Annotated in this window: 24 protein-coding genes; 13 read left to right on the top strand and 11 right to left on the bottom strand. The window is 71.5% G+C overall.

Features of this window, described 5'->3' with window-relative positions; all coding sequences use genetic code 11:
• Window positions 1–67: 67 nt before the first annotated feature.
• On the top strand, window positions 68–2,083 hold the full coding sequence (locus WMF29_RS00755) for a hypothetical protein (RefSeq protein WP_437327000.1): 2,016 nt from the start codon (window positions 68–70) through the stop codon (window positions 2,081–2,083).
• A 142-nt stretch (window positions 2,084–2,225) separates the two neighbouring features.
• Here the strand turns inward: WMF29_RS00755 and WMF29_RS00760 are convergent, their stop codons facing one another.
• The 6 genes from WMF29_RS00760 to WMF29_RS00785 form a co-directional block, all read right to left on the bottom strand.
• The gene (locus WMF29_RS00760; protein WP_437327001.1) at window positions 2,226–2,993 is read right to left on the bottom strand and encodes a thaumatin family protein; all 768 of its coding nucleotides are present in this window, start codon (window positions 2,991–2,993) and stop codon (window positions 2,226–2,228) included.
• A 127-nt stretch (window positions 2,994–3,120) separates the two neighbouring features.
• Window positions 3,121–4,020 carry a hypothetical protein gene (locus WMF29_RS00765; protein ID WP_437327002.1) on the bottom strand — a complete coding sequence of 300 codons (900 nt, stop codon included), beginning with the start codon at window positions 4,018–4,020 and terminating at the stop codon, window positions 3,121–3,123.
• A 250-nt stretch (window positions 4,021–4,270) separates the two neighbouring features.
• Window positions 4,271–4,951 (bottom strand): lamin tail domain-containing protein, encoded by a 681-nt coding sequence (locus tag WMF29_RS00770; protein WP_437327003.1) that lies wholly within the window; start codon window positions 4,949–4,951, stop codon window positions 4,271–4,273.
• Window positions 4,952–5,117: 166 nt separating this feature from the next.
• The gene (locus WMF29_RS00775; RefSeq protein WP_437327004.1) at window positions 5,118–6,542 is read right to left on the bottom strand and encodes a M20 family metallopeptidase; all 1,425 of its coding nucleotides are present in this window, start codon (window positions 6,540–6,542) and stop codon (window positions 5,118–5,120) included.
• A 259-nt stretch (window positions 6,543–6,801) separates the two neighbouring features.
• A complete protein-coding gene (locus tag WMF29_RS00780) occupies window positions 6,802–8,064 on the bottom strand; it encodes an alpha/beta hydrolase family protein (RefSeq protein ID WP_437327005.1) in 1,263 nt (420 codons plus the stop codon).
• A gap of 343 nt (window positions 8,065–8,407) precedes the next feature.
• Window positions 8,408–9,334: a hypothetical protein gene (locus WMF29_RS00785; protein ID WP_437327006.1), complete on the bottom strand. Its 927-nt coding sequence runs from the start codon at window positions 9,332–9,334 to the stop codon at window positions 8,408–8,410.
• A gap of 741 nt (window positions 9,335–10,075) precedes the next feature.
• Between WMF29_RS00785 and WMF29_RS00790 the strand changes: the two genes are divergently transcribed.
• Together WMF29_RS00790 and WMF29_RS00795 are read left to right on the top strand one after the other, a co-directional pair.
• The gene (locus WMF29_RS00790; RefSeq protein ID WP_437327007.1) at window positions 10,076–10,810 is read left to right on the top strand and encodes a hypothetical protein; all 735 of its coding nucleotides are present in this window, start codon (window positions 10,076–10,078) and stop codon (window positions 10,808–10,810) included.
• A 141-nt stretch (window positions 10,811–10,951) separates the two neighbouring features.
• Complete coding sequence (locus tag WMF29_RS00795; protein WP_437327008.1) at window positions 10,952–11,422, top strand: hypothetical protein; 471 nt, start codon at window positions 10,952–10,954, stop codon at window positions 11,420–11,422.
• Between the two features lie 267 nt (window positions 11,423–11,689).
• On the opposite strand, the gene WMF29_RS00800 is transcribed toward WMF29_RS00795, so the two are convergent.
• Complete coding sequence (locus WMF29_RS00800) at window positions 11,690–12,346, bottom strand: YceI family protein (RefSeq protein WP_437327009.1); 657 nt, start codon at window positions 12,344–12,346, stop codon at window positions 11,690–11,692.
• Between the two features lie 21 nt (window positions 12,347–12,367).
• A complete protein-coding gene (locus WMF29_RS00805; RefSeq protein WP_272097221.1) occupies window positions 12,368–13,168 on the bottom strand; it encodes a dioxygenase family protein in 801 nt (266 codons plus the stop codon).
• Between the two features lie 234 nt (window positions 13,169–13,402).
• Here WMF29_RS00805 and WMF29_RS00810 point away from each other — a divergent pair, with 234 nt between their 5' ends.
• The 8 genes from WMF29_RS00810 to WMF29_RS00845 all read left to right on the top strand — a co-directional run bounded on the left by WMF29_RS00810 (window position 13,403) and on the right by WMF29_RS00845 (window position 22,579).
• Entirely contained in the window at window positions 13,403–14,320 is a 918-nt protein-coding gene (locus WMF29_RS00810; protein WP_437327010.1) for a LysR family transcriptional regulator, read from the top strand.
• Between the two features lie 547 nt (window positions 14,321–14,867).
• Complete coding sequence (locus WMF29_RS00815) at window positions 14,868–15,779, top strand: ABC transporter substrate-binding protein (protein WP_437327011.1); 912 nt, start codon at window positions 14,868–14,870, stop codon at window positions 15,777–15,779.
• Window positions 15,776–16,684 (top strand): ABC transporter permease, encoded by a 909-nt coding sequence (locus WMF29_RS00820; protein WP_437327012.1) that lies wholly within the window; start codon window positions 15,776–15,778, stop codon window positions 16,682–16,684. Before WMF29_RS00815 ends, WMF29_RS00820 begins: the two co-directional genes overlap by 4 nt.
• On the top strand, window positions 16,660–17,448 hold the full coding sequence (locus tag WMF29_RS00825) for an ABC transporter ATP-binding protein (protein ID WP_437327013.1): 789 nt from the start codon (window positions 16,660–16,662) through the stop codon (window positions 17,446–17,448). Before WMF29_RS00820 ends, WMF29_RS00825 begins: the two co-directional genes overlap by 25 nt.
• Window positions 17,445–18,797 (top strand): LLM class flavin-dependent oxidoreductase, encoded by a 1,353-nt coding sequence (locus WMF29_RS00830; RefSeq protein ID WP_437327014.1) that lies wholly within the window; start codon window positions 17,445–17,447, stop codon window positions 18,795–18,797. Before WMF29_RS00825 ends, WMF29_RS00830 begins: the two co-directional genes overlap by 4 nt.
• 348 nt (window positions 18,798–19,145) lie before the next feature.
• Complete coding sequence (locus WMF29_RS00835) at window positions 19,146–20,468, top strand: S41 family peptidase (protein ID WP_437327015.1); 1,323 nt, start codon at window positions 19,146–19,148, stop codon at window positions 20,466–20,468.
• A gap of 153 nt (window positions 20,469–20,621) precedes the next feature.
• A complete protein-coding gene (locus tag WMF29_RS00840; protein ID WP_272097229.1) occupies window positions 20,622–21,260 on the top strand; it encodes a peroxiredoxin in 639 nt (212 codons plus the stop codon).
• Window positions 21,260–22,579, top strand: a complete 1,320-nt coding sequence (locus tag WMF29_RS00845) for a hypothetical protein (RefSeq protein WP_437327016.1) — start codon at window positions 21,260–21,262, stop codon at window positions 22,577–22,579. Before WMF29_RS00840 ends, WMF29_RS00845 begins: the two co-directional genes overlap by 1 nt.
• A gap of 93 nt (window positions 22,580–22,672) precedes the next feature.
• On the opposite strand, the gene WMF29_RS00850 is transcribed toward WMF29_RS00845, so the two are convergent.
• From WMF29_RS00850 to WMF29_RS00860, 3 genes are all read right to left on the bottom strand, one after another.
• Complete coding sequence (locus WMF29_RS00850; protein WP_437327017.1) at window positions 22,673–23,221, bottom strand: hypothetical protein; 549 nt, start codon at window positions 23,219–23,221, stop codon at window positions 22,673–22,675.
• 173 nt (window positions 23,222–23,394) lie between these two features.
• Entirely contained in the window at window positions 23,395–23,802 is a 408-nt protein-coding gene (locus tag WMF29_RS00855; protein ID WP_437327018.1) for a cupin domain-containing protein, read from the bottom strand.
• A 196-nt stretch (window positions 23,803–23,998) separates the two neighbouring features.
• Complete coding sequence (locus tag WMF29_RS00860; RefSeq protein WP_437327019.1) at window positions 23,999–24,700, bottom strand: alpha/beta hydrolase; 702 nt, start codon at window positions 24,698–24,700, stop codon at window positions 23,999–24,001.
• Window positions 24,701–24,949: 249 nt separating this feature from the next.
• Between WMF29_RS00860 and WMF29_RS00865 the strand changes: the two genes are divergently transcribed.
• Together WMF29_RS00865 and ilvE are read left to right on the top strand one after the other, a co-directional pair.
• Window positions 24,950–25,663, top strand: coding sequence for an IclR family transcriptional regulator (locus WMF29_RS00865; RefSeq protein ID WP_437327020.1), 714 nt, complete (start codon window positions 24,950–24,952; stop codon window positions 25,661–25,663).
• 5 nt (window positions 25,664–25,668) lie between these two features.
• The gene (gene ilvE, locus WMF29_RS00870; RefSeq protein WP_437327021.1) at window positions 25,669–26,559 is read left to right on the top strand and encodes a branched-chain-amino-acid transaminase; all 891 of its coding nucleotides are present in this window, start codon (window positions 25,669–25,671) and stop codon (window positions 26,557–26,559) included.
• The last annotated feature ends 56 nt before the right edge of the window (window positions 26,560–26,615 follow it).

Below are 26,615 nucleotides of genomic sequence, written 5' to 3' on the forward strand. Positions count from 1 at the left end.
TCGGTTTGCTCGCTTCGTCGAGATCGCATCGAGATCGTTACGGCGCGCGCCGGTGTAGCCTGGCAGCGTGCGCCCCCGCCGCCTCCGTCACGCCCTCGCCCTCGCCGCGCTGGCAGCCAGCGCCGGCATCGCCGGGTGCTCGTGGTGGCCATCCGAGGGTCCCTCCGCAGCGCGCCAGGATGTCCGGAGGGCAGCGGGGCAGCCGTCCGCCGCGCCGCCCTCTCCCGCCGCGGGAGGGCCGCAGCCCGCCGCCGCGCCGCAGGGAACCCCGCCGCAAGCGCGGCCTCTCCTGCTCCTCACGGACCCTGCCGTGCTCGCCGAGCTCGAGGCCGCGGGCCTCGACTTCGGCTCGGTGCTCACGGGCGCGCAGCGCGCGCCGGCCTCGCTCTCCGCGCTCTCCCGCACCGCCGAGCTCGCCTCGATCGCGCGCGTGCTCGCCGACGACCTGCGGCAGATCCAGCGCGCCGATCCGAGGAGCGGGACGAGCATCGCGCGCCACGCGCACCGCCTCTTCGACGAGCGGTGGCTCTCGGCCGAGGGCGCCCGCTTCGAGCTCATCGGCGTGGTGAACCGGATGGATCGCCGCCCGTTCGACGCCTCCGCCTGTGGAGAGACCCGCCTCGTGTACCGGCTCGCCTACGCCGCGAAGACCCCGGGCGGCGCGGCAGGCGCCACGTCCGCTGCGGGCGCCTCCGTCGCCACGCCGGCTCCCGCCGCCTCACGCCTCCCGATGACCGCGTCGTTCGAGCTCCTCGCCCCCGCCGGCGACGCCCTCTCGTGCCGCCGGCTCGCGCAGGCCTGGTCGCGCGCCGGCGCGCTCTCCGGGCCGGATCTCGTCCGTTTTCTCACCTCGCTCGAGGGCCCGCTCGCCCCGGGCGCCGCCGATCGCGCGAACCTCGCGCAGCTCGTGGTGAACCTGCAGAGCGTCCGCTGGCCCTCCACCGTTCGCCCCGACCTCGGCGGGCACGCGGAGTACGTGCTCCGCGCCTTCCGCTGGGACGCCCGCGCTGGGCGCTACGCGCCGCTCGCCCTCGAGAACACCCCCGACGTCGCCCGGCTCTCGCGCGACCCGGCGCGGCGCGAGCGGCTGCGCGCGTGGCTGTCTGCCCCCGAGAACCTCGCGCGCCTCGACGAGGGGACCGCGCTCCTGCCCGAGGAGTTCCTCGCCACGAAGGCGCTGTCGGCCACGCCCCACGGGCTCGCGCGCCGCGCCAACCGGCCCTTTCGCGTCCTGTTCGAGCCCCGCGACTTCGCCGGCGTCGACTTCGCCGGCCTCTCGCGCGTCCGCTCGCCGGAGGGGCTGCTCCGGCGGCTCGACCAGATGACCTGCCCCGGGTGCCACCAGAGCGGGTCCGTCGCCGGCTTCCACCTGCTCGGGCAGGAGCCCCCCGGCCGCGTCCACGACGCGCTGTTCACCCTCGAGTCCGCGCACCTCGCGGGCGATCTCCCGCGCCGGCAGGCGGTGGTCGAGGCCATCGCGCGAGGCGCCGCCCCGGACTACCAGGTGCCGTACCCCGAGCGAGGCGACGGCGCGCGCGGCGGGTACGGCGCGCGCTGCGGGCTGGGCGACCCGAGCTTCGCGGGCTGGGCCTGCGCGGAAGGGCTCGTGTGCTCCGCGTACGACGCGCCCCAGGAGGACCGCGCGACCGTCGGCGTCTGCCTGCCGGCGGCGCCGGAGGTCGGCGACCCGTGCCAGGTCGGCGCCGTCGTCCCCCACGCCGACCCGCACCGCGATCGCGCCGCGGCGGCCCAGCCCGGGGCGTGCCCGCTCGCGGCGGTGTGCAACACGAGCCCCGTCGGGTTCCCCGGCGGCATGTGCACGAGCAGCTGCGTCGGGCTCCCGGACGAGGGCGTCTGCGGCGCCATCGCCGTGCTCGACCCCTTCAACCGCTGCCTCGCCCGCGGGTCGGTGTTCACCGAGTGCCTGAGCCGCCACGTCACGCCCGCGGGCCTGCGCCGCTGCTCGAGCGAGGCGCCCTGCCGCGAGGACTACGTGTGCGCCAGGACGAGCTCGGGCGAGGGCGCCTGCATCCCGCCGTATTTCCTCTTCCAGCTCAGGGTCGACGGCCACGCGGTGCCGTGACCCGCCCGGCGCCCTGCGGCGCCGGGGTCCGGCATCACGTCATCACCGGCCTCTGGACCACCCTCTGTGCGGCCTTTCGGGTGCCAATCCGCGGTGAGCTGACCCTGACGTGCGGGTGCAGGACGGGAGTTGAGGGAGCACGTCAGGGGCAAAACACGATGTCGTAGTCTTCCCCGGCGCAGGCGGCCATCGACTCCTGATCATCGCCGGACCACGAATACGCGTCCTTGCATTGCTCTTCGAAGTACGCGGCCACGGGGTTCGTGGCATCGTCCCGGTCAGGGCTCACGCAGGAGACCGTCGCGCCGCTCGCGTCCTTGTAGCGACCCACCTCCGGGCACCCCGCGAGGAGGCTCGCCGGGCACGACAGCGTCCGGCAGTCCGGCAGGCCGACGGGCACGATCGCCAGGGGGAGGTTGTGCGCGTCCACGTGGCTGATGTTGTACCAATCGAAGTCGTTGAAATCGGTGTTGAGGGTCATCTCGGCCAGCGTGTATCGGCCGCCGCCGGGGTCCGACCCGGCATACGCCCGGTAACGCAGGGACGACAGCGGCTCCTCGCTGGTGCCCACGTCGCGGCACGCGAACTGCCCCGGCCCGAGCTCCCCGCCGTCGATGAGGCTCCCCTGGAACTGGAGCGGCTTGTCGCACTTGTTGACGAAGGTCAGGGTGGACTTCCCGTCCCCGGGGGTGCGGCAGTCGACGTCGCCCGGATTGATGGGCGGCTGGCCTGTCGACGCGCTGCTGGCTTCGCTCGACGACGGTCCGCCGGTCGCGCTGGACACGGAGCTGACCGAGGTGGATCCGCCGCCCGTCGCGCCGGAGGATGTGTCCTGCTCGGGGGACCCGCAGCCGGCATGAAGCAGCGCAATGGCGAGCAGTGCGGCCGCGGCCTTCCCATGGTGCGACATGATGGTCCTCCTTGCGGACTCGGTGGCGGGAGGAGGATGAGAATACAGAAAGCCTCGTCCACCGAGAAGCCGTGTCCTCTCGGGCCGCGGGCAACGACCAGCGCGGACTCGCGACCTCGGGCGTCCTTCAGGGCGCCTGGCAGGACACGCGGTGGATCGGCTCCTCTTTCCCTTCACCGACCGTCACGTAGTCCCATCCGCCGGGCACCCACGCGATCGCCTCGGCCTGCTCCTCGTCGGGCGACGGCAGCACGCAGGGCGGTTCGGCCAGCGCCTGCGCCACCGTCTGATCCGGTGTCATGGGGTAGTAGAGCACGTGGGATGAGGTGCGCAGCAGCACGCCCGTGCCGTCCGGGTGGACGTCGCCGCTTGTGAAGCGCGCGCTCCCGGCGGGCGGCTCGATGGAGCCCGTCCGGACGAGCGTCGCCGGCGCGCCCGCTGCGGGCAGCGCTGGCAGCTCATAGACGTCCGAGGTGCCCTTGTTGACCTTCGTCACGATGGTGAGCGCTCCGGTGGCGGGGTGAATGAGCAGCGTCTCCGCGTCGTGGTCTCCGTCGGGGTACGAGAGGACGAACACCTCGGCGGTCGAGGCGAGCGGCGCTCCTCCGAGCGTGTCCGGCTCCGGCACGCCGTAGATCGTGTAGCTGTCGCGCTCGCCGTCGTTGTCGCCGATGTCCGCGAGGAACAGGCAGCTGCCTCCGCCCGAACGGCACGGGCCGCGCGCGATGTCCTCCCAGTCGATCGCGGCCGCGCCGGCCACGGTCACCTCGGCCCGCAGCGTGCCGTCGAGCCCGATCGCGAAGAAGCGGGGGTCATCGCCGTGGTCGTTGTGAACATAGAGCGTGTCCGGGTGCAGCCCGCTGGCGACGACACCGGAGCACTCGTCGATGTCGCCCGGCGGGAGCGCGCCGATTCGCGCGGCCCCGGTGCAACGAGGGCAGCCCGACTCCCGCACCTCCGGCGGATCCGAGGCCCCGCAAGCCGGCAGGAGCAGCGAGAGCGCGAGCGCCGCCGAGCGCCACGCCAAGGCACCTGGCGCATCATTGCTACGCGGACGGGACGCGTGGAGGCGACGCGGCAGCGGCCGCGGGGAGCGGAGGATCTCGATCGCGGACGTCGGTGACGTGCGCATCGCGGTTCGGTGCAGAGAGAGAGCTGAACGCAAAGGCGCCAAGAGCGCAAAGGCGCAGAAATGCATGATATTCATTCTTTCTTTTGCGTCTTTGCGTCTTTGCGCCTTTGCGTTCACTCTCTCTCCGGATCCCCGGCGGGCGGAGCTAGGGCGCCGCGTTCTCCGCCCCGGGGGTCGGGGCCGTGACGGCGCCGTCGCCGGTCAGGTCGGGCAGCCTGCCCCACGTCTGCCCATCTGCTGCTGCCTCCATCGGGTACTCGAACTGGGCGAGCACCTGGTCGCTCTCGGAGATGAGGTAGACGGTCTCGCCTCTGGAGGCGCTCACCTTCCAGGTCGCATAGAAGCAGCTGCTCGGGCCGCCGTCCGGCAGGCACGCGGTGTGGGGCCCAGGGCCGTCCTCGGGCAGCTGGTCGCCGAGGATCAGCAGGTACGCGCCCGGGGCGAGCTGCGTGCCTTCGGGGAACCTGAGCGCGTCGGCCGTGTTGCACTGCCCGCTGTCGTCGGAGTCGCACAGGCCGAGCCCGCTGAGGTCGGCCGAGCCCGGGCCCGGGTTGCCGAGCTCGATCCAATCGCCGCCCTTGGCCGAGATCTCGTTCACGACGACGGTCGTCGTCGCGGTCCCGCCGCCCGTCCCCCCTTGGCCGCCGCCGCCCGCGCTGCTCGAGCTCTGGGACGCGCTGCTCGAGCTCTGGGACGTGGTGGTCGCGCCCGCGCCGCCCGTGCCGCCCGCGCCCCCCGTGCCCGTGTCCCCGGGCTCGTCGCTCGAACCGCAGCCTCCCGCGCAGAGGGCAGCGATGCAGAGCGCGGCGTATCGAAATTGTGCCATCACGATGTTCTCCTCGGCCCCAGCACACGGCGATCCCGGCGGTGTGTCAACGGTGTGTCGACGGGCGGCGCGCGCCGGCTCCCGTTCGCGGCCGCCCCCGCCATGGACGCGCGCGTCTGCCCCGCCATGGACGCGCGCTCGTGTGAAAGGCGCGCCGCCGCGCCCCTCAGCGCGCGCGTGCCGCGTGGTCCGCGATCACGCTCGCCACGCAGCAGGTCAGCTTCTTCCCCATGCCGAGGTGCAGGAACTCGTTCGGGCCGTGCGCGTTCGATTGCGGCCCGAGCACGCCGGTGATCAGGAACTGCGCCTCCGGGAACTTCTCTCCCAGCATCGCCATGAACGGGATCGTCCCGCCCTCGCCGATCCCCATCGCCGGCCGGTCGAAGAACGTCTTCGACGCCTTGCGCACCGCCGCTTCGAGCCAGGGCGCCGTCGCCGGCGCGTCCCATCCGGCCGACGGCTCGCTCACGTGGAACCGGACCTCCGCGCCGTACGGCGGGTCCTTCTCCAGCGCGTCCTTCAGGGCCGCCGCCGCCGTCCTCGGGTCGAGGCGCGGCGGGAGGCGCATCGAGAGCTTCGCCCTCGTGAACGGGCGCAGCACGTTGCCCGCGGCGGCGATGGGCGGCAGGCCGTCGGCGCCCGTCACGGAGAGCGCGGGGCGCCAGGTGCGGTTCAGGAGGAGCTCCGCCGTGTCGCCGGTCACCGGGCGCGCGCCCTTCACCCACGGCAGCTCGCTCACGACCGACGCGCCCAGCACATCGGCCGCGGCCCGCGCCTGCGCCGCGCGCTCCTCCGGGATCTGCACGTGCAGCGCGTCCACGAGGACGCGCCCGGTCCGCTCGTCCTCGATGCGCGACAGGAGCTGCCGCAGGATCCGGAAGCTCGAGGGCACCACGCCGCTGCCCACGCCCGAGTGGACGCCCTCGCGCAGGATGTTCACGTCGAGCGTGCCCTGGAGCAGCCCGCGGAGCGAGGTCGTGGTCCAGAGCTGGTCGTAGTTGCCGCAGCCGGAGTCGAGGCACACGACGAGGCTCGGCTTGCCGATGCGCCCCGCGAGCGCGTCGATGTAGGCCGGCAGGTCCGGGCTGCCGCTCTCCTCGCAGCCCTCGATGAGGATCACGCAGCGCGCGTGCGGGATCCCCTGCTCGTGCAGGAGGCGCAGCGCCGCGAGCGACGCGAAGGCCGAGTAGCCGTCGTCGGCGCCGCCGCGGCCATAGAGCTTGTCGCCCTCGCGCACAGGCTCCCAGGGGCCGAGCCCCTCGCGCCACCCCGTCATCTCGGGCTGCTTGTCGAGGTGCCCGTAGAGGAGCACCGTGTCGTCGCGCGTGCCCGGCACCTCCATCAGGATCACCGGCGTGCGGTTCCCGATGCGCACCACCTCCACGGTGAGCCCGGGGATCGGCTGCGCCTCGCACCAGGCCGCGATGAGCGACGCCGCCCTGTCCATGTGGCCGTTCTCGCGCCAGGCGGGGTCGAAGGCGGGCGACTTGTTGGGGATGCGGATGTAGTCGTGCAGCGCGGGGACGATCTCGTGCTCCCAGCAGCGCTCGCAGGACGCGACGGCTTCACGCTCGTTGAGCTTCGTCAGCATGAACCTCTCCAGGGGCTTGAGGACGGCGGCGATCTCCGGGGACCGACTCTACAGCGCCCACGACGTGGGTGTACCCCGGACATGGGGGAGCGACATCTTCAACCTTCCAGAGCGCCGAGGCGAGGAGCGCGGGGCCGGCGGGCGGGCGCGGCGCGTGGATGGGCGGACGCGGGGCCGGCGGGCGCGGCGCGTGGACGGGCGGGCGCGGGGCCGGCGGGCGCGGCGCGTGGACGGGCGGGCTCAGCGGGCTCGCAGGGCGTCAGGGCCGCTTCTCGAAGGTCACTTCCGGGTACTCCGGCGAGGGACCGTCGAGCAGCGGGGCCGCGTCGCCGCGCACGTGCGCCTGGACGAACGCGCGCGTGTACGCGTTCGTGATCTCGACCGCGCGGGCCGGATCGAGCGTGCCGAGCAGCTCCGGGACGACGCCCTCGCCAAGGAAATGCTCGACGACGAGCGGCAGGTCCGAGAACGTGAGGTGGGCGGTGTCTTCGACCCGCGCCCGGTAGGCTTGCCCGTTCAGCGCGCCGTAGGTCTCGTCGATGCTCGCATCGTCGGGGTGGTCCGCCGCGAGCATGATGAAGAAGGGCTGCGCGAGGCTCCTGCCGCCGGCGCCGTTCTGCGGCCCGAAGAGGCTGCCGTCGATGTCGAGGCCGGCGTCGAAGCGGTCGTCGCGGGCGCACGCCTCGGCGGCCATCGCGCCGCCGTAGGAGTGGCCGAGCACGCCGACCCGCTCGAGGTCGAGCCGGCCCGTGAGCAGGCCGCCCGGGTCGTCCTGCGCGGCGGCCGTGAGCTCGTCGAGCACGAAGCGCGCGTCGTCGACCCAGACAGCGACGTGCTCGTTCATCGCCTGAGAAAAGGCCTCGATCTCCTCCTCCGACGCGTCCATCGCCGGCGTCAGGACGACCGAGCCGAAGGGCACCGCGCGGCCGTCGGGGAACACCGTGAGCTCGGTGTCGTAGGTGTGGCTGATGGCGGCCACCACGAAGCCGTGGCTCGCCAGGTCCTCGAGGAGGCTCGTGTAGTCGGCGCGGAGCATCCCGAACCCGTGCGAGAAGAGGAGCACCGGGTGGGGCGCGCCGTCTTCGGCGAGCGGCACGCCCACGCGCGCGTGCGTGACGATGCTCGCCTCGAAGCCGTCCTCGATCGGGAGGCCGCCGGTCGTACGGCGGCTGTCGCCTTCCTCCGGCGACAGGTACGGCGCGAGCTGCCCTGTGCCGCAAGGATCGGCCGGGTAGAAGAGCTGCACCACGAGCTCGCGGCGGTCGTCGGGATCCTCCGTCGCCTCTTCTCCACGCGCGCTGTCGGTGAGGGCGCGGATCTGCGTGCCGACCGGGTGCGGGCCGGTCGGGCGGGGCAGCTCGAGGACGCCGTCGGCGGGCGCCTCGTCGCCCCAGCCGGTGCAGACCGGATCGCCTTCGTGCGGCGGCAAGGCCTCGTCATCGGCGCAGCCGGCGAGGAGCGTAGAGGCCGAGAAGGCGGCGAGCAGGCAGAGGGCGTGTCGAGAGACGTCGCTGTGGAGCATGCGCGCATCGTTCTCACGCCCTGGCCGAGACCGGCGCGGCGAGCACGATCGCGGCGCGAAAGGAACGAAGATACGAAGGGGCGAAGACCGTCGGCTGTGTTCTTCCCGTCTTCCTCTTGGATCCGATGAGCTGGTGGCGACCGTCCAGAGTGGTCGTGGAGCATCGGGGCAGCGGATCTGCCCGAGCTCTGTGCTTCTCCGCCGCACCGATGCAATTGCCGAGAACGCCTCCCATTGCCTCGTCGCGGTGGGGCCCTCGACTGGAGACCGCTGACGGTCCTGAGAACGATGCGAGGTCGTTGCCGAAGCACCCGAGTCGGGCAGCGCCTTCGGCCTGCATCGCTCAGCTCAGTTCGTCGAGCACCTCGGCGAGCGATGTGGCGACGATGGCCCGCTCCAGCCACCGCTCCAGCGCCTCCGGATCCTTCTCGGCCAGGATGCGCTCACGCGCGGCGTCCGGCACGGCGATGCCGCGGACCCGGAGCGCGGTCAGCACGGAACGCGCCGCCTCCTCCGCGCGCCCCTCGTCACGACCTTCCTTCCGCTCCTCGGCGCGGAGCTTCTGCTCGTACTCCTTGAACCACGCCCGGATCTCTGCGCTCACATCGTCCTCCTCGTCGGTCGTCGGCTCCTGGATTTCGTGCCGGAAGTGTACCAGCAGCGGCGTGGCGACGCTCTTCTCCCAGGCATCGTCTGGCAGTGCCGCCAGATCCGTCAGCGCCTCGCGCAAGCGGCGGCCCGAGCCGAGCAGCCGCAGCAGCAGCGTCGCACGCGTCCGGGGCAGCTCTGCGAGCACCACCACGCGCATCACCAGGCCCGGTACGGCGTGGTAGACGCGGGCTTGCACCGGCTCGCACCGGTAGGCGTCGAGCACCGTCTCAGGACGCCCGGGGCCGATGACGACCAGCGCAGGAAAGTCCACCGCTGGCTGCGGCGGCGTGTCCGTGTCCTCGTCCGGCGCGACGGAGCGCGCTGCAGAGCGGGCGCGGCGCTCGAGCTCGTGGTGCCACGTGAGCTGCTTGCGCAGGCAGTGCCGGACCTGACGAAGGCTCGGCGTGCCGTGGAACGGCTCGAACAGGCTTGGTTCCGCCGAAAGCTCGCCGAGCAGGCCCATGGCGGCGCGCTCGGACGCTCGCGCGGGATCAGGCACGCTGTAGACATCGATCTTCTGTGTCGCCGCCAGCACCTCGACCTCGGTCTCGGCCGCCGAGACGAGGCTCAGCCCGTCGCGCAGCAAGCTCTTGGTCAACTGGTCGGAGCGGTTGTGCATTCGCGAGCGACTCTAATCCACCATCGCGGCATGAGCCAGCATGTTTCAATGGGTCGGGGCGAATCGGAGAGTCGTCGAGTCGCGCTACGAGATTGCAGATGCGTTCGTAATGCGACATGGGAGCACGAACAATTGCCGTCAGGTGGAGCCAGTCGTGTGGAAATCGTATTCGGTCGCGCGAGATTTGCGGTCGACTGGGGGAATGAGCACTTTGTGGCTCGTCGGCGATGGGGGAGGTGCACGCCGCAGCGTTGGTTGCCGAGGTTGGTTGGCGTCGCGCAGGTACGGGCGGTAGAACCGGGCCGGCGTCAGCTGCGAAGCACGGAGGAGAGCGCCCGGCGGGCCTGACGACCACGTGGTCGGCCAGGGGGGCGCCGATGAGGTGCGCTGTGTGCCGAGCACGCGCGACGCCGCGCCGGGCATGCCGAGCGCCAGGTCCACCAGCATGGTCTCCGGGGCGGTCGGTACGCCGACGAGCAGAGCCGCGGCCCATCGCCGGGGCGACCCGACCCAGGTTGGGTTCGCGCCTTCGCTGGCGCGACCAGCCTCGATCGCGCTCGGCAGACGCGAAGATTCGCCTGACAGAAACCGCAGTCCCCTGTAGTATCGGCACCATGCGGGCAGTTCAGGAGGCGTGGCCGCGACCCAACGGGCGGCGCGTCAGGCAGACCCGCGACGGCGGTACGAGGCGGGGCCACTCTTGAGGAGCCGCGACGCCGCGACCGTGTGGAGACATTCCAGATGTTCGAGTACAGCCCCGCGTGGCCGCATGGCGAGGTTCAGGACGCATTCCCAGAGGTCTTTTACGTCGTGGGTACGAACAGGACTCACCACGCCGGGATCGATCTCCAGACGAGCCGCACGATGACCGTGCTCCGACAGAACCGAGAGCTCACGCTCGTGAACACCGTGCGCCTGACCGAGGAGGGGCTGCGCCAGCTCGACGCCCTGGGCCAAGTCCGCCACATCGTGCGGCTCGGTGCGTTCCACGGTCGAGACGATCCCTTCTATCGTGACCGCTATGGCGCCACCCTGTGGGCGCTTCCCGAGGCCGTGGCGGCCGACGGCCGACCTGCCGACCGAGCCCTCGCAGCAGGGGGCCCGTTCCCGGTTCACGGAGGCATCGTGTTCGTGTTCACGACGGCGCGGTTCCCGGAAGCGGCCGTCTTGCTCCCGCGGGAGGGCGGAATCCTCATTACCTGTGATGCCGTCCAGAACTGGTCACACGTCGATCCGTTCTTCTCCGAAGAAACGGGCGCGCTGTTCGTCGCCCAAGGGTTGATCGGCGTGGCGAACATCCCCGCGACCTGGCGAGAGGCGTGCGCCCCCGATATTTCAGATTTTCGCCGCCTGGCCGACCTGCCATTTCACCATCTCATCAGTGCCCATGGTGAGCCGCTTCGTGACGACGCCAAGAGGCTACTCCAGGTCCGCATGGACGAAGTGTTTCACCCGCGAGAACAGGCGCCGATGTGACGCATGCTGATGCATCGAGGATGGCGATGGCCTGACGCGGTAGGAACGCGTCGAATTGCTCACCAGCCGCTGCTCATCTTCATGATGGAACCGCACGATGATGACAGGCTACAGCTCGAGGGGTGATGAGAGCTTGTTGGTATGTCGGGCATCTGGATTGACCTGTCGGACGGAGCGGCAGCCGGCGACGGCGTTGCTGAGGCGCGTTCTCAGTGTTCGCTCTGTCGACGCGGGGTGGCCGTTTCATCGCCCGAGCGGACTGCCCCAGCTGTGGACATTTCAGGCGAGCTCTGGGGCGCCAGCGTGGGGGACTCCGGCGCGCTCCTCGTCACGCCCGACGGACCGATCGAGCTGACGGCGGCGCAGAGCCGCAAGCCGCTGGCCGGCAGCGGCGCGTGCAGGCCCGCGATCATTCCTCGCCAACCGCTCTCGCGACGCCTCTTGGTCGCCACCGATGGCCTGCTGAAATACACGTCGCTTGCGACCATCAACGCTCTTGCGCGCACGGGTGACGTGAAATCGGCGGTGGAGGCGTTGATCCAGGCGGCGGCTTTTCCATCCGGCAACCTGCGGGACGATGTCGCGGTGGTGCTCGGCGAGCGCGTCGGCTGACCTGGCGCCGCTTCGCGGCGCGGCAGGGTGGTGCTCGATCAGGATCACCGTGTTCCTCGCGTCCACGAGCCGGTCAATGATGCGCACCAGCTGGCCGATGTCCGAGAGGTGCAGCCCGGTGGCGGCGAGCCGCGAGAGTAGGCCTCCTTTCTGGGCGGAGGCGCACCCTCTCATGCCTCGGCGTCTCGCACGCCGGCGCGCCGCCATGGCACCTGCGTCGTCGGAGCGCGGCGTCCACGGGCGGCGCGCCCGGTGTGCGGCCGGCGCTCAGCCCTGCTTGCGGGGCGCCTTGAGCGAGAGCTTCAGCAGCACGTCGTCGCGGATCAGATCGTCCTGCTTGCCCGGATAGACAATGCCGAAATCCTTGCGGTTGATCACGAACTCGGCGCTGCCCGAGACGGCGTCGGCGCCCTCGGTGATGGTCGCGGGGAAGGTGATGGTCTTCTTCACCCCGTGCAGATCGAGCTCGCCGGTGACGGTGTGCGTCGCGCCCTTCTCGCCGCCGGCCTTGATCTCGGTCGAGGTGAACGTGGCCTTCGGGTACTTCTCGACGTCGAAGAAGTCCGGCGACTTGAGGTGGCCGTCGAGCTTCTCGGCGTCGGTCTTCACCGACGACGCGTCGGCCTCGATGGCGAGCTTGCCGCCCGCGGCCTTGCCGCCGGCGAGCGTGATCGAGCCCGAGATCTTCTCGAATTTGCCCTCGTGTTTGCCCGTGACCTTCGAGCCGGCGAAGCCGATGGTCGATGCGGCCGCGTCGATGGGCAGCGTCTCGGCGGGGCCCGAGGGCGCGGCGGCCTGGGTCTGCGCGGGCGCGGCGGTCGAGATGGTCGCCTTGGGCTTGTCCTTGGTCGGATCTTCGCACCCCGCGAGCGAGAGCAACAGCGCGGCGGGGAGGGCGATGCGAGCGAAACGAGCGGTGAACATGAGAGACAATCTCCTTATCTGTCAGCCAAACTGCACAGAACGTCTCGTGAACGAGCCATAGGTGAGCCCCGTGATGGGGAACTGCACAGGCTCGCTCACGTCGATCGACGCCCCCATGGCGGCGACGACCGGCACGAAATGCTCGTGGGTCGGGAGCGCCATCCGCACTCCCGGCGCGCGGGCGCGGTACTCGACGAGCGCGCCCACGTCGCGGCGCGAGAGGACCTCGGCGCACCATGCGTCGAACTCCGTGGCCCAGGGCTGCGCGACCGCATCTCCGCGCCAGTCTGCCGCGCGGAGGTTATGGGTCAAGAAACCGCTGCCGACGATCAACACCCCCTCGTCGCGGAGCGGGGCGAGCGCTCTCCCCATCTCGAGGAGCGGAGCTGGAGAGAGCGTCGGCAAAGAGATCTGGAGCACCGGGACATCCGCGCCCGGGTACATGCAGACGAGCGGCACATAGGCGCCGTGATCGAGCCCGCGGCGAGGAGCCTCGGCGACCGGCCCCAGCGGGCCGAGCAGCTCACGGACGCGCCGCGCGAGCGCGGGGGCGCCGGGTGCGGGGTACTCCACCCGATAGTACTTCTCGGGGAAGTTGTAGAAGTCGTAGACGAGGGGCACTGTCTCGGTGGCGCCGAGCGTGACCGGCGCGTCCACCCAGTGCGCCGAGATCATGAGGATCGCCGTGGGGCGCGGCACCGCCTGCGCCCAGGCGGCGAGCTCGGCGACCCACGCGCGATCGTCGAGCAGGAACGGAGAGCCGTGCGCGAGGAACAGGGCCGGCATGCGACCCTCGCGCGCCTTGTGCTGGGTGTCGGACATCGAACCTCTCTCGGCCGCGGTGGATGTGGAGCTCGACGCCGGAGCCGGGCCGGGCACGGTCGACGTCGAGCGCCCGCACGCGCCGGCGATCGGTACGGCCCCGCCCGCGGCAAGGAGGAGCCTCAATGCAGCCCGGCGATCCATGGTGCGCTCACCCTAGGTCGTTTCCAGGAGTGGTACAATGACCCTGCAATGAAACGCCAGGTTGCCAAAACGGAAACGATCGACGCGAATGTGAGCGATTTGCGGGCCTTCTGCCTGGTGGTCGACCTCGGGTCGATCACGGCGGCCGCGAAGACGCTCGGCGAGACGAAGGGCAGCGTCAGCCGCCGCATCACGCGCCTGGAGCACGCGCTCGGGGTGGAGCTGCTCCGCCGCAGCCCGCGGCTCGTGCAGGCGACCGAGGACGGCGTCGCCTACCGGATGCGCGTCGGGCGGGCGCTCGAGCTGCTGGAGGACGCGAACGTGGCGGTGCAGCAGGCGCGCTCGAGGCCGCGCGGGCACCTGCGGGTGACGGCGCCGTTCGATCTCGGGCTGAGCATCCTGGCGCCGCTCTCGGCCGGCTTCGCGGAGCGCTTCCCCGAGATCTCGCTGGAGCTGCTGCTCACCGAGGCGCTCCTCGACTTCGACGCCCACCAGGTCGACGTGGCCCTGCGCGCGACCGCGAGCCTCCCGGACTCGTCGCTCATCGCTCACAAGCTGCAGCACATCGAGGTCGGCCTGTTCGCGGCGCCTTCCTACCTCCGCAAGCACGGGGCGGTGCGACGGCCCGAGGACCTCGAGGGGCACCGGCTGCTGCTCGCCCAGACCGCGCGCGGGCACGCGACGATCGCGCTCTCGGCGCGCGATGGCCGCGAACGCGCGGAGCTCCGGGTGCGCGCGGCGATCTCGGCCTCCGATTTCTCCTTCTGCCGCGAGGTCGCGCTGGCCGGGGGCGGGATCGCGCTGGTCCCCGCGATCAACGTGCGGGGTGACCTCGACGCGAAGCGGCTCGTGCCGGTGCTCAAGGACTACGCGATCCACGGCGCCGCCTCCCTGTACCTCGTTCACCCGGGGACGCGCTTCCTGCCGTCCAAGATCCGCGCCTTCCGCGACTACCTGCTCGACGCGTTCGGCGTCCAGGGGCGGCGCGAGGCCGCCGCCGCGCGGTAGCGGGCCGCCGCCGCGCTCGCTCCCGCCGGAGGGAGGCCGGCCGTGCTCGCGCCGGAGCAGCGGATCACCACCGGCTGTTGCTGGGGAAGCAGCGCGGCGGCGGCCCGACCGTCCTGCCGCCGGCGGGCGCCGCGCGACGGCGGGCGCGGGCCGCTGGACCGCGCCGTCCCCGGGCGCGCGGCGCGGCGGCATGGGCGTTGCTGGTCATGGCGAGACGCTCCCGAGGACGGACCGCGAGCCATCGGCTCGGTGAGGCCCATCCCGGGGTCTCCTGAGCGCTCCTCTCCGCCGCCGGCTGGGCGGCGGGCGGGGCGGCGCCTGGGCAGCAGCGAAACGGCACCGCTTCCAGCCGCGCACCGAGGTCCATCTGCGCTCGTTCATCGACAGGATTCGCTCACTCGCGACGTTCGCGGCGCTCTCTGCGCTGATCGCGTCGTCCGGGTGCAAGCGCGACGGCCAGGCGAGCGCCGCTGCCACGCTCGCCCCGGACGCGCCGATCCCGGCGGAGATCCCGCGCGAGACGCGGCTCAGCATCGGTGATCCGACGGTGCAGAAGCAACTCCAGCTCTCCGGCGACATCGACAAGCTCCCGTTCCGCGTCGACTGGCAGAACATCAGCGGAGGACCGCAGACCGTCGAGGCGTTTCGCGCCGGCGTGCTCGACGCGGGCGCGGTCGGCGATACGCCGCCCATCCACGCCACGTTCACCGGGCTCGACGTGAAGATCGTCACCGTGCAGGTCAGGGAGAAGCCCATCTACGAGCTGGCCACCGCGCCGGGCGCGCGGGTCGCGTCCATTGACGATCTCCGCGGCAAGAAGATCGCCTATTCGCCGGGGCAGGCGCAGGGCGCGCTCGTCCTGCGCGCGCTGAAGAAGGCCGGGCTGTCGCAGAAGGACGTCACGCTCGTCCAGCTCGGGAGCACCGAGTTCAAGGAGGCGCTCACCAGCCGCCAGGTCGACGTCGCGCCGCTGTCCGGCGTCACCCTGCTGCGTTATCTCAACGAGTACCGCGCCGAGGGCGCCTCGTCGATCGCGCACGGCGTCCGCGACAACCTCGGCTTCCTTTATGTGCGCGCCGCGGCGCTCAAGGACGCTCACAAGGCGGCCGCGCTGGTCGACTACGCCAGGTGGCGGGCCAGGGCCCAGCTGTGGGCCTATGCGCACCCGGAGGCGTGGATCGAGGCGTACTACGTCAAGGACCAGGGCCTCTCGGCCAGGGAAGGGCGCTTCCTCATCGAGGCCGCGGGCAACCCGCAGTACCCGGGCGACTGGTCGGAGGCGATCGCGCTGACGCAGGAGACAGCCGATCTGCTCGCCGAGGCCTCCGGCCAGAAGCGGTTCGAGGCCAGGACGATCTTCGACCTCCGATTCCAGACGATCGGAGCGGAGGTGGCCGGCGCCGCCGAGGGCGCCGGACCGACGGACAGGCCGGCGACGGCCGACAGGAGCACTCCATGACGACCGCACTGCCCACGAGCGCCGCCTCGCCGCGCCTCGCCAGCTTCCCGGATCTCACCGCGACCGCGGACGTCTCCGCGCCGCCGTCCGGCGCGCCGACCGGTCGCCGCCTGTCCGGCCGCCGCTCGCGGCGCCGCCTGGGCCCGGGGCGGCGCATCCCGTACGGCCTCGCGCTCGGCCCGGCGCTGCTGCTTGCGCTCTGGACCGTCGCTTCGGCGACGGGCGCGCTCGACGCGCGCGTGCTCTCCGCGCCGTGGACCGTGGTGACCACGGCCCATGAGCTGATCGCGGACGGGCGGCTCCAGTCCAACCTGCTCACGTCGGCGCAGCGGGCCCTCCTGGGGCTGGCGCTCGGGGCCGGCCTGGGCACGGTGCTGGCGCTCCTCGCCGGGCTGACGCGCGTCGGCGAGGCGCTTGTCGACGGGCCGGTGCAGATCAAGCGCGCGATCCCGACGCTGGCGCTCATCCCGCTGCTGATCCTCTGGTTCGGCATCGGCGAGCAGATGAAGGTGCTCACCATCGCGCTTGGCGTCGTCATCCCGGTCTACGTCCACACCCACGCGGCGCTGCGCACCATCGACGCGCGCTACGTGGAGCTGGCCGAGACGGTCCGCCTGACGAGGTGGCAGTTCATCCGGAAGGTGGCGTTGCCGGGGGCGCTGCCGGGCTTCCTGATGGGCCTCCGGCTGGCGGTGACCGGCGCGTGGCTGGCGCTCGTCGTCGTCGAGCAGATCAACGCCACGAGCGGCATCGGCTACATGATGTCGCTGGCGCGCTCGTACGGGCAGACGGAGATCATCCTCCTCGGCCTCGTGGTGTACGGGCTGTTCGGCCTGGCCTCCGACTCGGCCGTGCGGCTCATCGAGCGAAAGGCCCTGTCATGGCGCCGCATCCTGGCCGGCTGACGGCGGCACCGCCCACGGTGCGGATCCGCGGCCTGGTCCGCCGCTTCGGCGCCCGCGTGGTGCTCGACGGGATCGACCTCACGATCGAGCGGGGCGAGTTCGTCGCGCTGCTCGGCCGCAGCGGATCGGGTAAGAGCACGCTGCTGCGGGCGATCGCCGAGCTGGACGACGAGGTGACCGGCTCGGGCGAGCTGCACGTGCCGGACAACCGGGCGGTCGTGTTCCAGGACACGCGGCTCCTGCCGTGGGCGCGGGTGCTCGACAACGTGATCCTGGGGCTCGATGTGCCGCAGGCCCGGGAGCGCGGCCTGGACGCGCTCGCGGAGGTGGGGCTCGCCGGGCGGGAGCGCGCGTGGCCGGTCGAGCTGTCCGGCGGCGAGCAGCAGCGGGTGGCGCTGGCGCGGTCGCTGGTGCGCGATCCGGAGCTCGTGCTGGCCGACGAGCCGTTCGGCGCGCTCGACGCGCTGACCCGCGGGCGCATGCACGACCTCCTGCGCGAGCTGTGCACGCGGCACCGGCCGGCCGTGCTGCTGGTCACCCACGACGTCGACGAGGCGATCGCGCTCGCCGATCGGGTGCTGGTGCTCGAAGGCGGCCGCATCGCCGAGGAGCGGCGGATCGATCTGCCGGCGCCGCGCCCGCTGCGCGATCCGCGGTTCCTCGCCCACCGCGAGTCGCTGCTCTCGGCGCTGGGCGTCGCGCCGGGCGCGGCCGCTGCCGGAGATCCTGACTCGAACCCTGAACTGGAACGGAGTTCCCCGTGACCCAACGACCCGGACAGCTGCATCTCAACGCGTTTCTCATGAGCGTCGGCCACCACGAGGCCTCGTGGCGCTTGCCGGAGAGCGATCCGTTCGCGAACACGAGCGTCGCGCACTTCAAGAACCTGGCCCGCATCGCGGAGCGGGGGAAGCTCGACTCGGTGTTCCTCGCCGACAGCCCGGTGCTGTGGAACAACGTGGGCCGGAGGCCGGCCGGGACGCTCGAGCCGACGGTGCTCCTCGCGGCGCTCGCCGGGGTGACAGAGCACATCGGGCTGATCGCGACCGCCTCGACGACGTACAACGAGCCGTTCAACCTGGCCCGGCGGTTCGCCTCGCTGGACCACCTCAGCGGGGGTCGGGCGGGCTGGAACATCGTCACGACGGCGGGCGTGGACGCGGCGCGCAACTTCAACCTGGACGAGCTGCCGGCGCACAGCGACCGGTATGCGCGGGCGGCGGAGTTCATCGATGTGTCGCTGAAGCTGTGGGACAGCTGGGGCGACGACGCGCCGCTCGGCGACAAGGAGAACGGCGTCTGGGGTGATGACCGCAAGATCTACCCGCCGCGGCATGTGGGGCGGTACTTCAAGGTCGAGGGGGCGCTCAACGTGCCGCGCTCGCCGCAGGGGTATCCGCTGCTCGTGCAGGCCGGCTCTTCGGATGACGGCAAGGAGCTGGCGGCGCGGTACGCGGAGGCGGTGTTCACGGCGCAGCAGACGCTGGAGGACGCGCAGCGGTTCTATGTCGATCTGAAGGGGCGTGCGCGCGCGCTGGGGCGCGATCCGGGGTCGATCAAGATCTTGCCGGGGATCGTGCCGGTCATCGGCGCCACCGAGGCCGAGGCGCACGCGCTCGACGCCGAGCTCGATCGGCTCATCAAGCCGGAGTATGCCAAGCGCCAGCTCGCGCAGACGCTGCGGGTGAAGCCGGAGGATCTCGACCTCGACGCGGAGCTGCCGCGGGATCTTCCGAGCGAGGATCAGATCGAGGGGGCGAAGAGCCGTTACACGTTGATCGTGAGCCTGGCGCGGCGGGAGCGGCTGACGGTGCGCCAGCTCATCGGGCGGCTGGGCGGCGGCCGCGGCCACCGGACGTTCGCCGGCGCGCCCGAGCAGGTGGCGGACGCGATCCAGCACTGGTGGGAGCAGGGGGCGGCCGACGGCTTCAACGTGATGCCGCCGGTGTTGCCGTCGGGGCTCGAGGCGTTCGTCAAGCACGTGGTCCCGATCCTGCAGAAGCGAGGGCTGTTCCGGACGGAATATGCGGGGCAGACGTTGCGGGACAACTATGGGCTGCCGAGGCCGGCCAACCTCAACCCCGGTCGGGATTTGGTCGCGGCGGCAGAGTGAGATGGATTGCATTTAGCCTCAACCACGGTTGGGTGAGCTGCAACCCCGGTGAGCCGCAATCCCGTTCAGGGAGCGAGCGAACCTCAACCCCGGTCGGGATCTGGTCGGCGGCTAAGTGAGATGAATTACGTTGGTGGCTGAGCCGCAACCCTGGTCGGAGAGCGGCTGAACCTCAACCCCAGTCCGGATCTGAACCTCAACCCCGGTCGGAATCTGGTCGGTGGCGTGGTGAGGTGGATTACGTTGATCCCAACCCCGGTCGGGGATCGCGAACCCAACCCAGGTCGGGTCGAACCGCCAACCCAACCCCGTTGCTCGCCCTTTCCGTTTCGTGGTGTGCTGAGGCGCATGGTCGCCTCGAAGCTCGTCGCGGTCCTCTCCACATGCACCCTCGCGCTGGCCGCCGCCGCGATGGGAGGCTGCACCGCCTCGGACGGTGATCCGGAGCCAAAGGCAGACTGCTCACCGCAGGGACAGAACCAGTTTCTGTTCGAGCTGATGAAGGACGCCTATCTCTGGTACGACACCGTACCCGACGTGGACTACCGGGCGTACCCCTCGCCCGAGGCGCTGCTCGCGGATCTCGTCACCGAGCCGCGAGACCGCTGGAGCTACATCTCGAGCAAGAGCGTCGACGACGCGTTTTTCCGGGAAGGACAGACCCTCGGGTTCGGCATGCGGTGGAGCTTCGACCAGGAGAACAGCCTCCGGCTCGCGATGATCCAGCCGGGCTCGCCTGCCGGAGAGGCCGGCCTCCGGCGGGGCGACGCGGTGGTGGCGATCAACGGGATCGACGTCGAGCAGGTCGTGAGCGACGACCTCTGGGAGGAGCTCGCAGGCCCCGACGAGGAAGGATACGAGATGTCGCTCACGATCGAGCGCGCGGACGCCGAGCCCTTCACGGTCGCGCTCCAGAAAGCGTGGTATGGCATCACCACGGTCGTGAGCCCGCGTGTCGTGCAGGCAGGGTCCGCGACCGTCGGATATCTCATGCTCACCACCTTCATCGAGCCTTCGGTGAGCGAGCTCGACAGCGCCTTCGCGCTGTTCAGGGAGAGCCAGGTCGACGAGCTCGTGCTCGACCTGCGCTACAACGGAGGTGGGCGCCTCTCCGTCGAGAGGCACCTCGCGAGCCTGATCCACCGGCCGGCGGAGGCCGGCGCGCTGCTCGACATCACCGCGCACAACGACAGGCACGTCGACTGGGACAAGCGGGAGACGTTCGAGGACCTCGACCAGCCGCCGCTCCCCCTGTCCCGGCTGGTCGTCATCACGTCCGGCGGGACGGCCTCCGCGAGCGAGACGCTGATCAACAGCCTGCGCGCCTACATGGACGTGAAGATCGTCGGCTCGACCACGCACGGCAAACCCGTCGGCATGTACGGCTGGGACAACTGCGACATGGTCGTGCACCCGATCGCGTTCCGGGTGCTCAACGCGAAGGAAGAGGGCGACTTCTACGATGGCTTCCCCCCCGACTGCGCCGCCGACGACACGCTCAGCGCAGAGCTCGGCGACGCGGGCGAGACGTGCCTCGCCGAGGCCCTGCACCTGCTGGAGCACGGCGAGTGCTCGACCGCGGCGCAGCCGGACGGGGCGGGCGAGCGCCGCGCCTCGCCGCCGCGGGAGATCCCGTGGCGCGGCCTCCGGCGCGAGGTCGGCGCGCTCTGACGCGCGGCCGCGCCGGCCAAGCGCGGCGCGGTCGAGCCCGCGCCGGCGGCGCCCCGGCGCGAAACACCGCCGCTCCCGGCTTGACACGCTGAGCGGCTTGACGGAGATTCCTCCGCCATAGCGGAGACTAGGCTGCGGCCAGGAGGGAATGTCATGAGCCTGCAACTCGGAAGCATCGCGCCTGATTTCGAGCAAGAGTCCACGCACGGGACCATTCGATTCCACGAGTGGGCCGGGAGCTCGTGGGTGATCCTGTTCTCGCACCCGAAGGATTTCACCCCGGTCTGCACGACCGAGCTCGGCGCGGTCGCCAACCTCAAGGCGGAGTTCGACAAGCGCGGCGTGAAGCCCATCGCGCTCAGCGTCGACGACGTCGACTCGCACAAGCGCTGGTCCGTGGATATCGAGGAGACACAGCGCACGAAGCTGAACTACCCGATCCTCGCCGACGTGGACCGGAAGGTGTCGGGCCTTTACGGCATGATCCACCCGCAGGCGAGCGACACGCTCACGGTGCGCTCGGTGTTCGTCATCGATCCGAACAAGAAGATCCGCGCGACGTTCACGTACCCGGCGAGCACGGGGCGCAACTTCGATGAGATCCTGCGCCTCATCGACTCGCTCCAGCTCACGGACAGCCACTCCGTGGCGACGCCCGCGAACTGGAAGGACGGCGATGAGGTGGTGATCGTCCCCTCGCTCCAGGACCCCGCCGTCCTCGCGCAGAAGTTCCCCAAGGGCTACAACGCCGTCCGCCCGTACCTGCGCCTCACCCCGCAGCCCAACCGCTGATGCGGCGTGGCGCCGCCCGAGCGCGGCGAGGCGTCGACGCGTCCACGCGGCGCCTCGCCGCGCTCGCCCTGGTGCTGCCGGCGGCGTGCTCGCGCGCGCCCGCGCCGGAGGCGCTCGGGGTGAGTGGCGGCGGGCCGAAGCCGGCGGCGCGGGCCGCCGGCGCCGGCTGGAAGCTCGTCCACCACGAGACCTTCGATGCGCCGTTCCAGGAGCCCGCGGCGTGGACCGAGGATCGGTATGGCGACGAGAGCCCCTATCACGTCGACGTCTTCGACGAAGATGGTGAGTTCTTCTCCGCGCGGGGCGGCGAGGTGTTCAGGGAAGGGCTGCGGAGGTTCCGATCGTTCCGGAAGTCCTTCACGTACGGCGAGGGCGGCTGGCTCACGGTCGAGCTGTATGGCCGCGACAGCGACCGCGACGGCGTCCCCGAGACGGGCGGCCGCTTCGAGGCGGTGGGCGGCAAGGCGAGGCTCGTCTCCACCCGCCATTACGACGGCGCGATCCTCCGCTCTACCGCGCCGCTGCCAGCGCGGTACCGCGTGGAGGTGACGGTCTCGAACATCGACTTCGGCGGCCTGCGCGAGGGCAGCTGGACGCACGGGGGCAAGACCAACGGCTACGACGGGGACGAGCTGGCCGACCCGTGGCGGTTCAGCGATCGCAGCACCGCGCCGCGGTCGGCGACATTCGATAATGGTGTTTACTTTCTCTGCATCACCGATTATCCGCGGCCGGCCCCTCACAACAACGTCTTCATCCATCACCACCGGAAGGTCGTGATGGACACCGACAGCAACTTCGGAGAGGACGGCCCCTGGTCGGCGGTCTGGAACCCCTCGACCGGCCGGGCCGAGCAGGATGGATCACGCTATGTGAGCATGATCTGGCTCCGCGGCGATGCGTTCGGGAGCCCGTGGACCGGAAATGGGTTCACGTCGTACACCGCGGCCGGGTGGAAGGACGGCCCCATCTTCGTGGACAAGTACCTCGAGAGGGAGGCTTACGAATTCACCGTCGAGCGGGACGGCCGGGGCTATGCGATGTCCGCGGCGGGCAGGTTCCACCACGGCGGCAGCACGACGTACGCCGCGCGGAGGGACTTCCGCGAGCCGCCGGTGACGTGGCACTACAACCAGCGCCCCGACGAGATCGAGGCGGAGCGCCACGGCGAGACGGTCGATTTCGGCAAGACCTTCGAGACCTGGCCGGCGGGGTCGGCCTACCCGGATCACTTCTTCTTCGGTGATCCGCACATCAACTATTACGAGGGCACCGCCGAGTTCGACGACGTGAAGCTCTACCTTCCGGACGACGGGTAGCGCCTGTTCCGGCGGGCGGCGCTGGCCGGGCGGGGCTCCGGCGGCGGCGGTCTCACGCGGACGAGCCGTCCCGGAGCCTCCGGTCGAGCGTGTTCACTTGGGCGTGCACCCCGTCGAGAGCTTCAGGAGCGGTCCCGATGTGCAGGAGTCCAGGCCGAGCCGGAGGTCGGCCACCAGGTGATCGAGCGCCAGAAGGGGCGCCGGCGCCTCGGCGTACTGGTAGAGGTGCGACGTCTCGAGACCGTCGCGGCGCAGGTGCACCGACGTTGCGCCGCCGTCGGCGCAGTCAGGGCAGCCGTAGCGGTCGTCGAGGGCGACACCCGAGAGCGCGTCCTCGATCTCGTCGAGCTTTCGCGCGCCTTCGTCCGTCAGCGTCGCCAGGTTCGAGCGGGGACAGCCCTGGTTGTGCGTGCAGGCCTTGAGCGAGAGCTCGGCGCCGTCGCGGGAGATCGTCGTGATGCACTCGCCGGAGCAGAGCCCGAAGGAGTATTTCGTGGAGAGCCAGATCCCCTCGGCGTCGGGCGAAGCGCCGAGCGACTGTTGCCCCGGTGCCGGATCCTCCTCGGAGCCGAGAGCGCAGCCGGCGGCGAACGGGAAGCTAGCGATCAGCACAAGAACCTTGAAGAGCGTGTTCGGTTTCATGCCAGCACCAGACGGCAACCCGTGTGCCACGAGCCAGGGCGCCGCACGTGGCTCCGGTGCAGGCAGCGTCCTGCGGCCGGGCAGAACAAGGCTGCACGCCCGCCCGGCTGCTCGGCGAAGGCGACCTCGCCAGAAAGCGACAGGCGGCCTGGCTCAGCCGACTGGCATCGATGTCAGACTTCGCACTTTTTGCGAGCGAAGCGGTGCTGATCCCAGGGCAGCTCGATGCGTTCGCCGGCAGGCGTCTCCACGGTGACCGGCGCTGCGCCGAGCGCGGCGACGACGTGCATCTCTTCCTCACCCGTGTTCACGATCTGGTGCGGGACGCCCGCCGGTACGATGAGCGTCGAACCCGGGCCGAACGTGAGCGCCACTCCATCGATCTCGCATGTCCCGGAGCCGCGGAGGACGACGATCACCTCCTCACATGCGTGCCGGTGACGCGGAGTTTGCGCGCCCGGCGCAATGGTCTGCATCCACACCTCGAGCGTCCGGAGGCCGTCGCGAGGGCCGGCGAGGGTCTGGTGGGCGAGCCCGGGCAGGCTGAGCTTCTCGATCGAGGCGATGTTCAGGACAGTCATGGCTTGATCCTCCACGGCAGCGTCGGGCGCGGGTCTGCCCATCGCGACAGGCCGTCGCGACAGGCCGCCCTGCTCGCTGGATACGGCAGCCCTCCGCCGCCGTTTCGCTGGCCGAGCAGAAATGTCGATGCGGCTCCGGGGGCCAGGCGCGGGCGATGGCGGCCCCGATGTCGCCGCGCCGCGCGCCGACGTCGGCTCAGCCGCCCGCGGCCGCGACGATGTCGCGCACGAGCGCAACCAGCTCGTCCGGCTGCGACAGGAACGGAGAGTGGCCCGCGTCGAGGCGCCGCACGTCCCTCGCGCGCCGCGACATCGCCTCCTGCGCGAACAGCGGGATGGCGTTGTCGCGCTCGCAGATCACGTACGTGGAGGGCAGCTCCTGCCAGGCCGCGGCCCCCAGCGGCTCCGTGAAGGACGCCTTGGACTGGGGCCGCAGCGCCGTTGCCGCGGCGGCCGCGACCTCGTCGCTGCAGTCGTTGTAGAAGATGTCGCGCGCGCGCTCGGGCATCATCGTCCGGCCGTCCGTGGAGGTGATCCACCACGGCGGCTCCTGGCCTCCGATCGCCGAGAGCAGGGATTCCCCCGGGCCGAGCATGAACGCGCACAGGTAGACGAGGTGGGCGACGTTGCCCGCGCGGGCCGCGACCTCCGTGACCGGCAATCCCCCGTAGGAGTGCGCGACCACGACGGTCTCGCCTGGCGCCTCGGCCAGCGCCGCCCGCACCACCTCCGCGTCCGCCGCGAGGCTGCCCGGCTCGCCCGCGGCAGGCCCGACGCTCGGCAGCTCTGGCACCCGGACGTCGAGCCCGCCGGCGAGCAGCCGGCACGCGACCTGGGACCAGCAGGACGGGCCGTGCCAGGCGCCGTGGACGAGTACGACCGATGAGATCTTCCGCATGTGCTCCTCTCCTCCGCAGCTCACGGCGGGACCGAAGGACGCTATCCGACCCCCTCGAGCGACACCAGCGCGCGTCGCCCCCAGCGCTGAGCCCGCTGTCCCAGCGCCTCCTCCGGCCCCCGCGCGCCTCCGCCCGCCATGCCGCGGAAATTCCGCGGCGCAGCCCCGCACCCGCGGCGCGCCCTCGACCGCGGCGCGGGATGGATGTATACCAATAGTCGGAACGTCATTCCGAATAGTGGAACTAGCATGGAGCGATCCGGGACGGTCGACAAGGCGGTGCGCGCCCTCGAGGCGCTGCGCGAGGGGGGCGGCAGCGCTTCGCTCTCGGAGCTCGCGGAGCGGCTCCGCATGCCGAAGGCGACCCTGCACCGGCTGCTCGCGTCGCTCGCCGCGCACGCGCTGGTGGAGCAGGACGGGGAGGGGCGCTACCGGCTCGGCGTCGGCCTCATCCGGCTCGGGCTCGGGGCGCAGGGGCTCGACGCGGTCGCGCGCGTCGCGAGGCCCGAGCTGGAGCGGGCGGCGCGCGCCTTCGGCGAGACGTTCTTCCTCGTCGCCGCGCGCGCCGGCAGGCTCGTCGTGCTCGACAAGGCGGAGGGGACGGGCCTCCTGCGCGCGGCGCCCACCGTCGGGGCCGAGGTGCCGGTCGACGTCACCGCGAGCGGGCGGCTCTACCTCGCGCACGCGCCGGAGCTCGTGGGCGCCTCGGGCGCGGACCCCGCCGTGCTCCGCGCCGCGCGCCGCGCGGCGAAGCGCGGCTACGACGTCAACGAGGGGGAGTGGATCGACGGGCTGACCGTCATCGCGGCCCCGGTGCTCGCGCGAGGCGGCCTGCACGGCTGCGTCGCCTGCGCCGCGGCCGCCCAGAGCCTGCGCGGCGATCGTCGTGACGCCGCGGTGAGTCACACACGCGACGCCGCCGAGCGGGTCGCGCGCGCCCTCCAGGGCGAGGGCAGGAGGTGAACGGCATGAAGACATGGATCGATGGGCGGATCGTCGACGCTGCGGACGCGACCGTGAACGTGACCGATCACGGGTTGCTCTACGGCGACGGCGTGTTCGAGGGCATGCGCGTCGCTGCGGGGCGCGTCTTCCGGATCGAGCGCCACCTCGCGCGGCTCGAGATCGGCGCGAGGGCGCTCGGCATCGCGCTCCCGCGCTCGCTCGACGGGCTCCGCGCCATCGTCGAGGAGACCGCGCGCGCGCACGGCCAGCCCGAGGCCTACGTGCGCCTCGTGGTGACGCGCGGCGTGGGCCCGCTCGGCGTCGACCCGACGACCTGCGAGCGGCCGGGGCTGTTCTGCATCGTGGGGGCCATCCGCCTCTTCGACGACGAGCAGCGGCGGCGCGGCCTCGAGCTCATCACGTCGAGCCACAGGAGGCCCAACGCGGACGCGCTCGACATGCGGATCAAGAGCCTGAACTACCTCGGCTCCGCGCTCGCGAAGCTCGAGGCGAGGCAGCGCGGCGCCGACGACGCGCTGCTCCTGAACGCGCGGGGCCACATCGCCGAGGCCTCCGTGGCCAACGTGTTCGCGCTCCGCGGCGACGTGCTCGCGACGCCGCCGGCCACCGACGGCTGCCTCGAGGGCATCAACCGCGCGGCCGTCATGGATCTCGCGCGCGACATCGGGCTCACGGTCGTGGAGCGCTCGATCGGGCGGCTCGACGTCTTCGCCGCCGACGAGGCGTTCCTGACGGGCACCGGCGCCGGCGTGATCGCCATCCGGAGCCTCGACGGGCGCACGATCGGCCGCGGCGAGCGCGGCCCCGTCACGGCCCGCCTGACCTCGCTCCACCGGCAGCTCGCCGAGACCGAGGGCACCCCGTTCATCGCCGCGCCCGGCGGCCCGGGTTGAACGGCGGCGCGAGTTAACCGGTTCATCCATTCGTCACTCGGCACGTCGGCTCGCCC

The organism is Sorangium sp. So ce381 (assembly GCF_051473845.1).
In the GTDB taxonomy this organism is placed as follows: Bacteria; Myxococcota_A; Polyangia; order Polyangiales; family Polyangiaceae; genus Sorangium; species Sorangium atrum.

Excerpts from the sequence above, each read along its gene's own strand:
- WMF29_RS00820 (WP_437327012.1), top strand. The coding sequence starts at position 15,776 with ATGACGACCGCACTGCCCACGAGCGCCGCCTCGCCGCGCCTCGCCAGC.
- WMF29_RS00770 (WP_437327003.1), bottom strand. The coding sequence starts at position 4,951 with ATGGCACAATTTCGATACGCCGCGCTCTGCATCGCTGCCCTCTGCGCG.
- WMF29_RS00845 (WP_437327016.1), top strand. The coding sequence starts at position 21,260 with ATGCGGCGTGGCGCCGCCCGAGCGCGGCGAGGCGTCGACGCGTCCACG.
- WMF29_RS00865 (WP_437327020.1), top strand. The coding sequence starts at position 24,950 with ATGGAGCGATCCGGGACGGTCGACAAGGCGGTGCGCGCCCTCGAGGCG.
- WMF29_RS00860 (WP_437327019.1), bottom strand. The coding sequence starts at position 24,700 with ATGCGGAAGATCTCATCGGTCGTACTCGTCCACGGCGCCTGGCACGGC.
- WMF29_RS00805 (WP_272097221.1), bottom strand. The coding sequence starts at position 13,168 with ATGTCCGACACCCAGCACAAGGCGCGCGAGGGTCGCATGCCGGCCCTG.
- ilvE (WP_437327021.1), top strand. The coding sequence starts at position 25,669 with ATGAAGACATGGATCGATGGGCGGATCGTCGACGCTGCGGACGCGACC.
- WMF29_RS00785 (WP_437327006.1), bottom strand. The coding sequence starts at position 9,334 with ATGCACAACCGCTCCGACCAGTTGACCAAGAGCTTGCTGCGCGACGGG.
- WMF29_RS00850 (WP_437327017.1), bottom strand. The coding sequence starts at position 23,221 with ATGAAACCGAACACGCTCTTCAAGGTTCTTGTGCTGATCGCTAGCTTC.
- WMF29_RS00780 (WP_437327005.1), bottom strand. The coding sequence starts at position 8,064 with ATGCTCCACAGCGACGTCTCTCGACACGCCCTCTGCCTGCTCGCCGCC.
- WMF29_RS00825 (WP_437327013.1), top strand. The coding sequence starts at position 16,660 with ATGGCGCCGCATCCTGGCCGGCTGACGGCGGCACCGCCCACGGTGCGG.
- WMF29_RS00795 (WP_437327008.1), top strand. The coding sequence starts at position 10,952 with ATGTCGGGCATCTGGATTGACCTGTCGGACGGAGCGGCAGCCGGCGAC.
- WMF29_RS00790 (WP_437327007.1), top strand. The coding sequence starts at position 10,076 with ATGTTCGAGTACAGCCCCGCGTGGCCGCATGGCGAGGTTCAGGACGCA.
- WMF29_RS00760 (WP_437327001.1), bottom strand. The coding sequence starts at position 2,993 with ATGTCGCACCATGGGAAGGCCGCGGCCGCACTGCTCGCCATTGCGCTG.
- WMF29_RS00840 (WP_272097229.1), top strand. The coding sequence starts at position 20,622 with ATGAGCCTGCAACTCGGAAGCATCGCGCCTGATTTCGAGCAAGAGTCC.
- WMF29_RS00800 (WP_437327009.1), bottom strand. The coding sequence starts at position 12,346 with ATGTTCACCGCTCGTTTCGCTCGCATCGCCCTCCCCGCCGCGCTGTTG.
- WMF29_RS00775 (WP_437327004.1), bottom strand. The coding sequence starts at position 6,542 with ATGCTGACGAAGCTCAACGAGCGTGAAGCCGTCGCGTCCTGCGAGCGC.
- WMF29_RS00855 (WP_437327018.1), bottom strand. The coding sequence starts at position 23,802 with ATGACTGTCCTGAACATCGCCTCGATCGAGAAGCTCAGCCTGCCCGGG.
- WMF29_RS00835 (WP_437327015.1), top strand. The coding sequence starts at position 19,146 with ATGGTCGCCTCGAAGCTCGTCGCGGTCCTCTCCACATGCACCCTCGCG.